The sequence below is a fragment of the Posidoniimonas polymericola genome, assembly GCF_007859935.1.
GTDB lineage: Bacteria > Planctomycetota > Planctomycetia > Pirellulales > Lacipirellulaceae > Posidoniimonas > Posidoniimonas polymericola.
This window is the reverse complement of sequence record NZ_SJPO01000008.1, coordinates 25,314-37,319: the sequence shown is the minus strand read 5'-3', so window position 1 is coordinate 37,319 and position 12,006 is coordinate 25,314. Positions and strand designations below refer to the sequence as shown.

Genomic DNA, 12,006 nt, shown 5'->3' with positions numbered 1-12,006 from the left:
TGACTATTGGGACGCCGCCCGCTCGAGGGCCGCGATGTCGGGCTTCTTCATCTCGAACAAGGCCCGCATCGCACGTTCGCTCGTGTCCGGATCGGAGGTGAGCCGTGGCACGCACGCCGGCACAACCTGCCACGACAGACCGTACCGGTCCTTGAGCCAACCGCACTGGGACTCGGCGCCGCCGTCCGTCAGCCGGCGCCAGTAGTAGTCGACCTCTGCTTGGGTCTCGCAGGCAATCTGCAGCGAGACCGCCTCGGTGAACTGGAAGATCGGCCCCCCGTTTATAGCCACAAACGACTGCCCGTCGAGCGTGAATCCGAGCGACATCACCGAGCCCGGCTCGCGGCCGTGCTTCTCCTTGCCGACCTCGCTGTAGCGGGCGACCGACGTGATCGACGAGTTTGGGAAGATCGACGTGTAGAGTTTCGCGGCCTCTTCTCCTTGGTCGTCAAACCACAGGCAGGGCGTGATCCGCTGGCGGGCGATGGGCATTACCCTTCCTCCGTTGAGTTTGCAGCGAACGGGCTGCCCCAGCCGCCATAGGTCGGCCGCTGCGGCCAGCCCGCGGGCGAGTCTTCGAAGTCCTCCTGGCGGCCGAACGGCGTGCGGTCGAGCAGCGCGTACGCATCGGTCACCGACTCGACACCACGGCCGTAGGTCGAGTAGGTGTGGTAGACGCTCCCCTCGTGCCGCATGAACACGCTGAGGCCGTGGGACTCGCCCTTGGGGATCGACTCCGCGGCGTGCTCCTCGGGGGGGCGGTAGTTGTACTCAATGGTGGTGACCTCCGCGTCGAGCGTGGCGTGGTAGTCGTAGTTGAACTCGCTGCCGAACGACGAGTACCAGGGCAGCGTCCAGCCGTGCTGGCGGCGGTAGGCGGCGAGCTTTTCGAATGGCGCGCGGGAGATCAGCGTCATCGTCGTATCGCGTTGGGCGAGCATCGACAGGTCGCCCTGGCTGTTGACGAAGCCGGTGCAGCCAGGGCAGCCCTTGTCCCAATCGGGGTCGAACATGAAATGGTAGACGATGAGCTGACGCCGCCCGTCAAACAAGTCCGCCAAACCGACTTCGCCCGCCGACCCCGTGAACCGGTAGTCTTTCTCGACTAGCGTCATCGGCAGCCGGCGACGCATCGCGTTGACGCGGTCGTACTGTTTGGTGAGCTCCTTCTCGGCCTGCAGCAGCTCGCGGCGGTGGGCATCCCAGGCGGCAGGGTCGGCTATCGGCGGGTGGGCGGTCGTGGTCACGAAGGGCTACTCCTGAGGTGGTTTGGGAAGGATCTCGAACGGGCTGTTGTAGTCGCTGCAGCGTGGCCGGCGGCGGATCGACCACACGCACGATACGGCGGTGACACAGAGCAACGCCGCCAGCGCACCCGCCACGCCGTAGTAGAGCGTGGTCGCAGCGGACGCGGACAGCGTCACCCCGGTCAACAAAGCCAGGTAGGCCGCAAGGCACAACGGGCACTTCGGCATCAGCAGCAGACCGACACCGGGCGCAAGGCCGCCGACGAGTTTTGCCGCCCAGTGGGCGACATTGTTCGACTTGCAACGACATCGGGTCATGCTGAGTTACGCGGGCAGGAACGGGCCACTCCGCTACGAATCCAACGCTTTGCGCATCTCGTTCTCCTTCTCGACAACTTCGGGCGCGATGTCGGCGAAGTCTTCCGGGCCGTACATTGGGCGGATCTCGAGCTCGGAGTCCTCGGGCATCGGGGACGGACATTTCTTCGCCCACTCGATCGCGGACGCCATCGAGTCGACCTCCCAGATCCAGAACCCGGCGACCAGTTCCTGCGTCTCTGCGAAAGGGCCGTCGACCACGGTGCGGCGGTCGCCGCTGATCTGGACACGGGCGCCGGCGGAGCTTGGCTTGAGCCCCTCGCCAGCCTTGAGCAGGCCGGCCGCCATCAGCTCCTCGTTATACGCCTGCATGGCGTTCATGAGCTCGACGCTCGGCATCGTGCCCGCTTCGGAGCTGGGCGTGGCTTTGACAAAGACAACAACCTTCATAGGTTCCTCAGATGGCTAGGGTGGCCTCGATTGGTTTCACAACGACTCTGCTAGCGATCAGGCCGGCGGTTCTTCCAGCGGCCGGATCTCTACCGTGCCGCGGAAGGCCGACGGGAAGCGGGCCGCGACCTCAATCGCCTCGTCGAGCGTCGGGACGTCGATCAGCACGTAGCCTCCGAGCTGCTCCTTGGTCTCGGCGAACGGCCCGTCAACAACAGCGCCCTCCCCCTTCCGAATGCGCACCGACTTGGCGGTCGCCACCGGCTCGAGCGGCGACGCCGCGACATACTTCGACTCGACGTGCAGCTCGTGGCAGATCGCCAACGCGTTCTGCATCTCGACCGGCATCTCCTCGGCAGTGAAGGCGTCCTCTCGGTTGTACATGAGCAACAAGTACTTCATGCGTCGGTCCCCAACGCGGCCGTCCGCTCGGCGATCATAGCATTGATCTCCTCATTGGCGGGGCGGACCTCAAACGGTCCGAACCTGACGCCCGGGTGCTTGGACATCAGGGCGATCGCGTGGTTGAGGTCGCGGGCCTCAAGCAACAAGATGCCGCCGAGGTGCTCCTTGGTCTCGGAGTACGGCCCGTCGGTCACCGCGGTCTTGCCCGCTCGGTGACGGAGCACGACACCCGCCTCGCCACCCTGCAGCGCCTCGCCGCCGAGGAAGTGCCCTCCGCGGCGGAGCTCGTCGTCGTAGGCGAAGCACGCCTCCATGTGGGCCTTCATCTCTTCCTCGCTGTAGCTGGCGAATGTCGACTCATCGTAGTACCCCAGGCAGACAAATTTCATAGCACCGCTCCCAAAGGGTTGTGGCAGGGACACCGCAAGGCTAGCTGCCCTGCTGAAACGCATCGACCATCGCCTGGTTGATCTCCTCAGGCGACATGTCCTTCAGGTGGGTCCCGAACGACCAGCAGTGCCCACAGGGGTCGATCACCACAGCGTAGCGGTCGCCCCAGAACATGTCGGTCGGCGGCATCCGCACCTCTGCCCCTGCGTCGACGGCCCGCTGGAACGCGGCGTCGCAGTCGTCGACGTTGCGGTGCAGGGTGACCGTGGTCGAGCCGAGCACCTTCGGGCTGCGTGACGCGCCATCGCAGTACTCCTCGAACTCGTCGGCGATGAACACAAACTGGGCGTCAATCTTGAGGCACGCGTGCATCAGCCGCTCGCCGTCGGGCGCCGGCAAACGCATCAGCTCCTCGGCGTCGAACGCCTGCTTGCAGAACGCGATCAAGTCCGCGGCCGGGCTGCAGACCAAATGCGGGATGATACCGCGGAAGTTGACGGGGTTTTCGGCGGACATGATGGCCCTTTGGCGGAATCTGATTGTGAATGGATGGGGGACTCGAGCTGAGCATTCGGCTAGCGATCGCGGGTGTACTCGATCTGCATACCCTTTGTCCACTCGCTGTTTTCGCCTTGAACATACGAGGTAAACACCAGGTGGTCGGCGTCCTTAACCTCGTAGACCTCGCGGAAGCTGACGAGCTCGCCCGGCTGCAACGGGCAGGGGCCTTTGCACTCCAGGACCAACTGGTTCTTGGCCTTGTTTAGCTGCCCGCGATGGAGCCACTGGTGCGAGCTCATCGAGTCGACCCACGACCCGACATACTCCTGCTTCTCCGCGTCAAACCCGATGGTCTGCAGCCCCTCGAACGGGTCGCCCATCATCTGGCCGGTGACCTCCGAAACCGCCCAAAAACCGCCGACCAACCGCGTCGTTGCGTGGCCGTCGCTGCTCATCGGCGGCTGGCCGGGCATGTACATCGTGACCTTGGTCGTCCAGTCGCCCGTGAGCTGCCGCAACCACTGGTGCTGGGTGGTCGGCTGGGGCATCTCCGGCATGGCAGGCGTTTCGGCGGCCTGGGCGGCGACGGAGAGGGCGCCCAAGAGCGTCAGGGCAACGGCGGTTGAAAGCGTCTTCATGGCGAACTCGCACTGGGGTGAATATGTCTTGGACCGCCAATTCTGGCGTTGCTATGTAGTAGTCGAGCCACGGCCGCCGGGATCGACAACCATCCAAAGAAAAACTTTTAGCCGAGTTCGGCCAGACGCTTTTCGAGGAAACGCCGTTCGGGGGCCTGCTGGGTCAGGGAGAGCGCCCGTAGGTAAGCCGATCGGGCGTCGTCGCCGCGGCCCAGCCGCCGACAGAGGTCCGCGCGGGCGGCGTGGGCCAGGTGGTAGTCGGCCAGCTCGCCACGGCCGAGCAACTCGTCGACCGCTTGCAACCCGACCTCGCAGCCGTCCCGCATAGCGAGGGCGACCGCGCGGTTCAGCTCGATCACCGGCGACCGGCTGCCGCCCAGCAGCAGGTCGTACAGCCGCACGACCCGTGGCCAGTCGGTCGCCTCGGCGGTGGGGGCCGTGGCGTGCACGACTGAGATCGCGGCCTGCAGCGCGTACTCGCCGACCTCGCCGCTGGCGAATGCCCGGTCGACCAGCACGACGCCCTCGGCGATGAGCCCCGAGTCCCACCGGGCGCGGTCCTGGTCTTCCAGCAGGACCAGGTCGCCGCGCGTGTCGGTCCTGGCGGTGCGGCGGGACTCGTGCAGCAGCATCAGCGCTAGCAGGCCCATCACCTCGGCGTCCGGCAGCAGTTCGAGCAGCACGCGGCCCAATCGAATTGCCTCGGAAGACAGGTCGGGCCGCAGCGCGTCCTCGCCGGCCGACGCCGAGTAGCCCTCGTTGAACACCAGGTAGATCACCGCCAGCACGGACTCGAGCCGCTCCGGCAGGTCGGCCGGCGGCGGGGTCTCAAACGGGATGCCGGCGTCGCGGATCTTTGCCTTGCCGCGGACGATCCGCTGAGCGATCGTTGCGCTCTTGGTAAGGTACGACCGCGCAACCTCCTCGGTCGTCATGCCGCAGACCTCACGGAGCGTGAGCGCGACCTGCGTCTCGGGGGCGAGGGCCGGGTGGCAGCAGGTGAAGATCAGCCGCAGGTGGTCGTCGCGGAACCGGGCGTCGTCGAGGTCCTCGGGCCGCGGCGCCGGCTGCTGGACCTGGTCGATCAGCCGCTCCGACAAGGCGCCCAGCCGCGACCGGCGGCGGATCGTGTCGATCGCCTTGAACCGCGCGGCGGACACCAGCCACGCCCGCGGGTTCTCCGGCACGCCGTCCTGACGCCACTGGCGGAGCGCGGCGGCGAAGGCCTCGTGCAGCGCGTCCTCCGCCAGATCGAAGTCGCCGATCAGCCGCACGAGGGTCGCGAAAACCCGCCGCGACTCGCGGTCGTAGATCTCGCCAACCCGCTGCTCGAGCGGCTCCGCGGGCTGCCCGCCGCCGGCCATGCTAGTTGGCCTTGGCGCCGGTCTTTACCTTGCGGTTGGGGTGCTCTTCGTTCCAGGCGTCGATGGTCTGGGTCGCCAGGTCCTCGCCCGCCAGCAGCGAGTCGAGTTCGCCGCGGAGCTTGCTGTCGAGGTCCGGCGAGAAGCCGACGTGCACCACCTGCACGCGGCCGTCCTTGCCGATCACGATGGAGGTTGGCAGGCCCTCGATCGAGTACTTCTGGGCGGCGGCGCCCTCGGGGTCCATCGCCACCGAGACGTCCAGGTTCTTGCCCTCGAGGAACGCGTTGACGGTGTCGGCGCTCTCGCCTTGGTTCACCGCGTAGAGCACCACGCCCTTGTCGGCGTACTCGTCCGCGACCTGGTCGAGCTTCGGCATTGCCGCGACGCAGGGGCCGCACCACGTGGCCCAAAAGTCGAGGATGATCACCTTCTTGCCGACCAGACCGCCCAGGTCGATCGGGGCGCCGGCCGGGTCGGCGGTGTCGAACATCGGCGCCTTCTGGCCCAGCAGCTGGTGCGGCGGCGGCTCGGGCGGCGACAGCGCGTCCTCTACCTGGTCGGCGTCCTCGGGCGGGGTCATGGCGAACGCTTCGGCCGGCAGCTCAGACTCGGCGTCGTAGTCCTTGACCTCAAAGGTCATCGTGAATGAGAAGTTGTCGAACTGCTTGGCGGCCGGGGCCTTCGAGGCGATCTCCTTGAGGTCGGGCTGCAGCCGGACCAGCCGCGGCGAGTCGCCCGCGGTGAACCACGCGTCCCAGCTCATCTTGTCGGCGGTGTAGCGGCAGTGGTGCAGCGTCTGCTCGCCCACCTGCTCCTCACCGATGTAGGACGAGTCGGTCAGGGTTTCGGCGACCGTGCCGGTCGAGCCGCTGTCGAGCATGCTGAACACAAGCGAACCAAACCCGTTGCCGAGCATGCTGGCCAGCCGCGACGCGGCGAACGCGCCGACTCCGCCCGCCTCGTCGGCGACCGAGTACTGCGAGAGCGGCTGCAGGTAGGTCATGGTCTGCTCGCCGTTAGAGCGGACCCAGAACTCGTTGGTCGGCTTGACCAGCTCGACCTGGTACTTGCCCTCGGCGCCCAGCATCACCGCGTAGACCTGCTGCTGCGTGTTCTCCTGCTCGCCCGCCACGACATCGATTGTGTTGACGATGTTGAACGACGACTGCTCGACCGATGAGAAGGTCTTGGCCGAGGCCTCCATCAGGCCAACCGCGTCTGGGTTTTCCGCCATCCGGTCCTGCAGCTTGCCGATCAGGTCCTGCGCGGCGCAGGGCGAGCAGAGCAGAATAAGCATCAACGGGAGCAGGCGGCGGTGGAACAGCATAGGAAACCTGGCGGTGGGGTGTTCAGGAAGGGGATGCGGTCGTTGGAGAATTATCACGCGGCGGGGCCGCGGGTAATGTGGGTTGGCTTACAGTACACAAAAAGCCGTGGCCCCCGAAAGTCTGGGGGGCCACGGCATTGTCAATGGTGTCGCGGGCGGGGGCAAGACCACCGCCGCGGCGACTAGTCGGCCAGGGCCGCCTGGGCCGCGGCCAAACGGGCGATCGGCACCCGGAAGGGGCTGCAGGACACGTAGTCCAGGCCGACCTTGTGGCAGAAGTTGATGGACGCCGGGTCGCCGCCGTGCTCGCCGCAAATGCCGAGCTTGATCTTGGCGTTGGTCCTGCGTCCCTTCTCCACTGCCATCGCCACCAGCTGACCAACACCCGAGGTGTCCAGCGACTGGAACGGGTCCTTCTCCAGCACCTCCTGGCCGATGTAGTCGGGCAGGAAGGTGTTGACGTCGTCGCGGCTGTAGCCAAAGGTCATCTGGGTGAGGTCGTTGGTGCCGAAGCTGAAGAAGTCGGCCTCGGTGGCGACCTCGTCGGCGGTCAGCGCGGCGCGGGGGATCTCGATCATCGTGCCGATCAGGATGTCCAGCTTGCCGCCGTACTTCTTGGCCGCGACGACGTTGTCGATGGTCTCCTGGGCGAGTTGACGCAGAATCGCCAGCTCCTGCACGGTGCCGACCAGCGGGATCATCACCTCGGCCTGGGCGTCGATCTTCTTCTTCTTGCAGTTGATGACCGCCTCGGTGATGGCGGTCACCTGCATGGTGAGGATCTCCGGGTAGGTGATGCTCAGGCGGCAGCCGCGGTGACCTAGCATCGGGTTGGCCTCGTGCAGCTGCGCCACGCGGCGCTCGACCTCGGCCGGCTTGATCGCTAGCGACCGGGCGACGTCCGCCTGGCCCTTCTTGTCGTGCGGCAGGAACTCGTGCAGCGGCGGGTCCAGCAGACGGACCGTCACGGGCAGGCCGTTCATGGCCTTGAAAATGCCCTCGAAGTCCTTCCGCTGGTACGGCAGCAGCTTGGTGAGCGCCTTCTCGCGGGCTTCGAGGTTGTCGGCCAGGATCATCTCACGCATGGCGAGGATGCGGTCGCCCTCGAAGAACATGTGCTCGGTGCGGCACAGGCCGATGCCCTCGGCGCCAAACTCGCGGGCCCGCTTGCTGTCGGCCGGGCTGTCCGCGTTGGTGCGGATGCCGAGCCGGCGGTGCTTGTCGGCCCACTTCATGACCGTGGCGAAGTCGCCGCCGAGCTTCGGCTCGACGGTGGCCATCTGGCCGGCGAAGACCTCACCGGTCGAGCCGTCGATCGACAGCACGTCCTTGTGCGTGTAGGTCTTGCCATTGACCGTGATCTTGCGGCCCTTCTCGTTGATCTCGATCGCGCCGGCGCCGGCGACGCAGCACTTGCCCCAACCGCGGGCGACCACCGCCGCGTGGCTGGTCATGCCGCCGGTGCTGGTGAGGATGCCCGCGGCGGAGTGCATGCCGTCGACGTCCTCGGGCGAGGTCTCCTTGCGGACCAGCAGCACCTGCTCGCCGGCGTGCGAACGCTCGACCGCCTCGTTGGCGGTGAACGCCAGCTTGCCGAACGCGGCGCCCGGCGAGGCCGGCAGGCCGACGCACAGCGGGCTCTGCTTCTTCTTGGCCGCCGGGTCGAACGACGGCAGCAGCAGCTGCGTGAGGTCGCCCGCCGGGATCCGCATCACCGCGGTCTTCTCGGTGATCAGCTTCTCCTTGACCATCTCGCAGGCGATCCGCACCGCGGCCGGGCCGGTCCGCTTGCCGTTGCGGGTCTGCAGCATGTACAGCTTGCCCTGCTCGATGGTGAACTCGATGTCCTGCACGTCCTTGTAGTGCTTCTCGAGCTTGTCCTTGATCGCCATCAGCTCGGCGTGGACCTTCTTGCCGATGGTCTTGTCGTTGGGGGCCTTCCACTTCGGCATGTCCTTGACCGGCTGCGGCGTGCGGATGCCGGCCACGACGTCCTCGCCCTGGGCGTTGACCAGGAACTCCCCGTAGAACTTGTTTTCGCCGGTCGACGGGTTGCGCGTGAACGCGACGCCGGTGCCGGAGTCGTCGCCCATGTTGCCGAACACCATGCTCTGCACGTTGACCGCCGTGCCCTTCAGGCCGGTAATGCCCTCGATGCGGCGGTAGGAGATCGCCTTGTCCGAGTCCCAGCTCTTGAAGACCGCCTCGATGGCGAGCTCCAGCTGGTGCATCGGGTCCTGCGGGAAGTCTTGCTTGGTGTGCTTCTTGTAGACCCGCTTGTAGGCGTCGACCAGCTCGACCAGGCCCTGCGTGGGGACGTCCGTGTCGAGCGCGACGCCGTACTTCTTCTTGATCTTGTCAAAGGCTTCTTCGAAGTACTCGTGACCAACCTCCATCACGACATCGCCGTACATGTTGATCAGGCGGCGGTAGGCGTCGTAGGCGAACCGCTCGTTGCCGGTCTTGTTCGACAGGCCGACCACCGACTCGTCGTTGAGCCCGAGGTTGAGGATCGTGTTCATCATGCCCGGCATGCTGACCGCGGCGCCAGAACGCACCGACACCAGCAGCGGGTCCTTGCTGTCGCCAAACTGCTTGCCGGTCTCTTTCTCAAGCGTTTTGACGACCTTGGCGACGTCTTCCATCAGGCCCTTCGGCATCTTGCCCTTGGCCTTAGAGTACTGGTCGCAGCACTCGGTGGTAATGGTGAAGCCGGCGGGCACCGGCAGGCCGATGCTGGTCATGTCGGCCAGGTTCGCGCCCTTGCCACCCAGCAGCTGCTTCATCGACGTGTCGCCGTCGGTACGGGTCTTGCCGAAGTAGTAAACCATCTTGGAGGACGAGGAGGCGGCCCGCTTCTTCTTAGCCATTCTAAAAAAATCCTTGAGTCTGCTGTCGTGTGACGTTTTTGGGCGGATGCTGCCCGCTTGATCCTCGCCCCGCCAGGCTCAGGGGCCCTTGAGAACGAACGCTGAAGGTTGGAAAGCAACCTGGAGTAGTCGCTTGATTCCGCGGAAAATGAACGGGTAATGTACCTAGCCGCCCGAGCGATCGTCAACGGGTGGCCCCGGTCGACGTGGGGCCGCAGCCCCACCCCAACCCGCTCAGCCGCCCGGTCGTTATGGCTCAAAACCTCGAGAACCCCGCCGTCCTGGCCTCCGCGTTGGCCGCCGAGTTGGGGCTAGCAATCGCAGGCGCGGCGATCTGCTGGGGGCTTGGCCTGCCGCTGGCAGAGGACCTGTCGCCCCGCCACGGCTGGGCCTGGTCGCTGGCGATCGGGGCCGCAACCACCGCCCCGATGCTGACGCTGCTGGCCGTGCTCGAGCGGTCCCGCTGGCGGCCCCTGGCCCGGCTCCGTCGCCAGACGCGGCGGCTGATTAGCGAGCTGCTGGGCCGAGCCGGCTACGGGACAATCGCCGCCGTTTCGCTCGCGGCCGGTCTGGGCGAGGAGGTCCTGTTCCGCGGCGCCCTGCAGCCCGCCCTAGCAACCTGGCTCGGGCCTTGGCCCGCAGTGGCCGTGGCCTCCGTGCTGTTCGGACTGGCCCACCCGCTGAGCCGGGCGTACTTCGTTGTCGCTACCCTGCTGGGGCTGTACCTCGGCGTAGTCACGGAGCTGACCGGCGAGCTCTGGCCGGCAATCATCGCTCACGCGGCGTACGACTTCGTGGCGCTGGCGCGGCTGCGACGGAGCGGTCGAGCCAAGAATTATTCCACCTCTTGATAGACCCGCACGTAGTCAATCAGGTACCGGCTCGGAAACTCCGTCCCCGACGGGTCGCCGCCGTTCATGCCGCCGATCGCTAGGTTCAGCAGCAGGTAGTGCGGCTGGCGGAATGGGTGCGGCTCGGCCGTTCTGTCGGCCCGCGTGGTGTCGGTGGTGTTGAGTACGAGGTCGTCGACCGATAGCACGATCTGGTTCTCGTCCCAGTCCATCCGCCAGACGTGGAAGCGGTCGTCCCATTCGTCGCCGAGTTCGGTGACCGGCGTGTGCGACGAGTCCCACACGATCCGCCGGTTCTTGCCCAGCCACGCGGCGTTGGCCAGGATGTCGCCGCCGTAGTACTCCATGACGTCGACCTCGCCGTTGGCGGGCCAGCCGTTCTTGACGCCGAGGGTCCAAATCGCCGGCCACAGCCCATCGGACGCGATCACCTTCGCTCGCACCTCGAGCCGCCCGTACTGCCACTCGAAATTGCCGCGGGTCGTGATGCTGGCGGCGGTGTACGCGGCATTCTTGCGCTGCGGCTCCCGCCGGCGGAGCCGACGCGGCTCGTCGCTCAGGTCCTTCTGCTCGCGGCGGCCCTCGATGACGAGCACGCCGTCCTCGCAGAAGGCGTTTTCTGGCTGGTACCACTGCAGCTCTTGGTTGCGGACAAAGCCGCGTTCGTAGCCCCACTTCTCGGGGTCGGGCCGGCCTTCGGCCTCGAACTCGTCGGACCAGACAAGCCGCATCCCTTCGGGAGCGTCGGCGAACGAGCTGCTGCCGGTCAGCAGCACGGCGGCGGCGAGAGTGAGGGCGAGGATATTCGATTTCATGGTGTTTGGTCCCACCCCTGGCGGGGTGGGCTGCTCCAGTGGAATAGTCGCAAGTATTTCTAGCCCACCCCGCCAGGGGTGGGACCAGCGTTTAAAACTCAACCCCAACGGCCTCGCAGAGGAACTGCAGGTAGCCCTTCGATTTCTTCATCAAATCCGAAGTCACCTTGACGATGTCGGGCTGCAGCAGTTGGTCGTGGTCGAGTTTGCAGATTGCAATGTGGTCCTTCCGCTTGAGGTCCTCGATCATCGGGTGCTCGGCGTCGTATCCCTTTGGCGGCCGCTTGAGCGAGTCGCCGCTCGGCTCGAAGTGCGTGCGGAAAGACTTCGCCCGGCTAACCCGCTTCCACGCCTTCGGGTCGGCGTCGATCGCCTCACGGATACCGGCCAGCGCCGGCGGGTCGGGCCGCCACAGGCCGACGCCCAGGAAAGCCTGTTCGGGCTCGATGTGCAGGTAGACTCCGGGGGCGTGAACATCGCGGCCGCGTTCGTGGCGGAACTGGATCCCGACGTTCGTCTTGTACGGCGACTTGTCCTTGGCGAACCGCACGTCGCGGTGGATCCGCATCAGCGAGCCGCCGACCTTCTTCGGCACCGCCAGGAAGTGCGGCGAGAACCTGGCGAGCGGCGCCCGCATCGACTCGATGTAGGCGACCGCCGGCCCGCGGACCTCGCTCTCGTAGCGGGCCTTGTGCTTGTCGAACCACTTCTTGTTGTTGTTCCGCGACAGCTCCTCCAGGAAATGGAGCAGCCCGAGCGGGAATCCGGGGAACTTGCTGGCGGCCATGTTTGCTTTCCAGAGGTCGGGACAGGCGGCGGCTCTCAAGCTA

14 protein-coding genes are annotated in these 12,006 nt (G+C 66.2%); 1 reads left to right on the top strand and 13 read right to left on the bottom strand.

The annotated features are described in order from the left end of the window. Positions 1-3 precede the first annotated feature (3 nt). The 11 genes from Pla123a_RS16145 to ppdK form a co-directional block, all read right to left on the bottom strand. Positions 4-492 carry a VOC family protein gene (locus Pla123a_RS16145; protein ID WP_146588820.1) on the bottom strand — a complete coding sequence of 163 codons (489 nt, stop codon included), beginning with the start codon at positions 490-492 and terminating at the stop codon, positions 4-6. Beyond that, a complete protein-coding gene (locus tag Pla123a_RS16140; protein ID WP_146588819.1) occupies positions 492-1,247 on the bottom strand; it encodes a DUF899 domain-containing protein in 756 nt (251 codons plus the stop codon). Before Pla123a_RS16140 ends, Pla123a_RS16145 begins: the two co-directional genes overlap by 1 nt. Positions 1,248-1,253: 6 nt before the next feature. Further along, positions 1,254-1,565 carry a hypothetical protein gene (locus tag Pla123a_RS16135; RefSeq protein ID WP_146588817.1) on the bottom strand — a complete coding sequence of 104 codons (312 nt, stop codon included), beginning with the start codon at positions 1,563-1,565 and terminating at the stop codon, positions 1,254-1,256. A gap of 33 nt (positions 1,566-1,598) precedes the next feature. Continuing rightward, a complete protein-coding gene (locus Pla123a_RS16130; protein ID WP_146588814.1) occupies positions 1,599-2,015 on the bottom strand; it encodes a YciI family protein in 417 nt (138 codons plus the stop codon). Between the two features lie 57 nt (positions 2,016-2,072). Beyond that, positions 2,073-2,417, bottom strand: a complete 345-nt coding sequence (locus Pla123a_RS16125) for a YciI family protein (protein WP_146588811.1) — start codon at positions 2,415-2,417, stop codon at positions 2,073-2,075. Next, entirely contained in the window at positions 2,414-2,809 is a 396-nt protein-coding gene (locus Pla123a_RS16120) for a YciI family protein (protein ID WP_146588809.1), read from the bottom strand. Before Pla123a_RS16120 ends, Pla123a_RS16125 begins: the two co-directional genes overlap by 4 nt. A gap of 40 nt (positions 2,810-2,849) precedes the next feature. Further along, complete coding sequence (locus Pla123a_RS16115; protein WP_146588807.1) at positions 2,850-3,326, bottom strand: VOC family protein; 477 nt, start codon at positions 3,324-3,326, stop codon at positions 2,850-2,852. Positions 3,327-3,385: 59 nt separating this feature from the next. Next, positions 3,386-3,949: a DUF1579 domain-containing protein gene (locus tag Pla123a_RS16110; RefSeq protein ID WP_146588805.1), complete on the bottom strand. Its 564-nt coding sequence runs from the start codon at positions 3,947-3,949 to the stop codon at positions 3,386-3,388. Positions 3,950-4,056: 107 nt separating this feature from the next. Next, a complete protein-coding gene (locus Pla123a_RS16105; protein WP_146588803.1) occupies positions 4,057-5,313 on the bottom strand; it encodes an RNA polymerase sigma factor in 1,257 nt (418 codons plus the stop codon). 1 nt (position 5,314) lies between these two features. After that, on the bottom strand, positions 5,315-6,640 hold the full coding sequence (locus Pla123a_RS16100) for a TlpA family protein disulfide reductase (RefSeq protein WP_146588801.1): 1,326 nt from the start codon (positions 6,638-6,640) through the stop codon (positions 5,315-5,317). A 182-nt stretch (positions 6,641-6,822) separates the two neighbouring features. Further along, entirely contained in the window at positions 6,823-9,510 is a 2,688-nt protein-coding gene (ppdK, locus tag Pla123a_RS16095; protein ID WP_146588799.1) for a pyruvate, phosphate dikinase, read from the bottom strand. A 251-nt stretch (positions 9,511-9,761) separates the two neighbouring features. On the opposite strand from ppdK, the gene Pla123a_RS16090 reads away from it, so the two are divergent. After that, positions 9,762-10,361, top strand: a complete 600-nt coding sequence (locus Pla123a_RS16090; protein ID WP_146588797.1) for a CPBP family intramembrane glutamic endopeptidase — start codon at positions 9,762-9,764, stop codon at positions 10,359-10,361. Here Pla123a_RS16090 and Pla123a_RS16085 read toward each other — a convergent pair. Together Pla123a_RS16085 and Pla123a_RS16080 are read right to left on the bottom strand one after the other, a co-directional pair. Next, on the bottom strand, positions 10,346-11,176 hold the full coding sequence (locus Pla123a_RS16085) for a glycoside hydrolase family 16 protein (protein WP_231956513.1): 831 nt from the start codon (positions 11,174-11,176) through the stop codon (positions 10,346-10,348). The two genes, Pla123a_RS16090 and Pla123a_RS16085, sit on opposite strands and share 16 nt — an antisense overlap. A 91-nt stretch (positions 11,177-11,267) precedes the next feature. Next, a complete protein-coding gene (locus tag Pla123a_RS16080; RefSeq protein ID WP_146588795.1) occupies positions 11,268-11,963 on the bottom strand; it encodes a DUF2461 domain-containing protein in 696 nt (231 codons plus the stop codon). Between the last annotated feature and the right edge of the window lie 43 nt (positions 11,964-12,006).

Excerpts from the sequence above, each read along its gene's own strand:
- Pla123a_RS16145 (WP_146588820.1), bottom strand. The coding sequence starts at position 492 with ATGCCCATCGCCCGCCAGCGGATCACGCCCTGCCTGTGGTTTGACGAC.
- Pla123a_RS16135 (WP_146588817.1), bottom strand. The coding sequence starts at position 1,565 with ATGACCCGATGTCGTTGCAAGTCGAACAATGTCGCCCACTGGGCGGCA.
- Pla123a_RS16130 (WP_146588814.1), bottom strand. The coding sequence starts at position 2,015 with ATGAAGGTTGTTGTCTTTGTCAAAGCCACGCCCAGCTCCGAAGCGGGC.
- Pla123a_RS16125 (WP_146588811.1), bottom strand. The coding sequence starts at position 2,417 with ATGAAGTACTTGTTGCTCATGTACAACCGAGAGGACGCCTTCACTGCC.
- Pla123a_RS16120 (WP_146588809.1), bottom strand. The coding sequence starts at position 2,809 with ATGAAATTTGTCTGCCTGGGGTACTACGATGAGTCGACATTCGCCAGC.
- Pla123a_RS16115 (WP_146588807.1), bottom strand. The coding sequence starts at position 3,326 with ATGTCCGCCGAAAACCCCGTCAACTTCCGCGGTATCATCCCGCATTTG.
- Pla123a_RS16110 (WP_146588805.1), bottom strand. The coding sequence starts at position 3,949 with ATGAAGACGCTTTCAACCGCCGTTGCCCTGACGCTCTTGGGCGCCCTC.
- Pla123a_RS16105 (WP_146588803.1), bottom strand. The coding sequence starts at position 5,313 with ATGGCCGGCGGCGGGCAGCCCGCGGAGCCGCTCGAGCAGCGGGTTGGC.
- Pla123a_RS16100 (WP_146588801.1), bottom strand. The coding sequence starts at position 6,640 with ATGCTGTTCCACCGCCGCCTGCTCCCGTTGATGCTTATTCTGCTCTGC.
- ppdK (WP_146588799.1), bottom strand. The coding sequence starts at position 9,510 with ATGGCTAAGAAGAAGCGGGCCGCCTCCTCGTCCTCCAAGATGGTTTAC.
- Pla123a_RS16090 (WP_146588797.1), top strand. The coding sequence starts at position 9,762 with ATGGCTCAAAACCTCGAGAACCCCGCCGTCCTGGCCTCCGCGTTGGCC.
- Pla123a_RS16085 (WP_231956513.1), bottom strand. The coding sequence starts at position 11,176 with ATGAAATCGAATATCCTCGCCCTCACTCTCGCCGCCGCCGTGCTGCTG.
- Pla123a_RS16080 (WP_146588795.1), bottom strand. The coding sequence starts at position 11,963 with ATGGCCGCCAGCAAGTTCCCCGGATTCCCGCTCGGGCTGCTCCATTTC.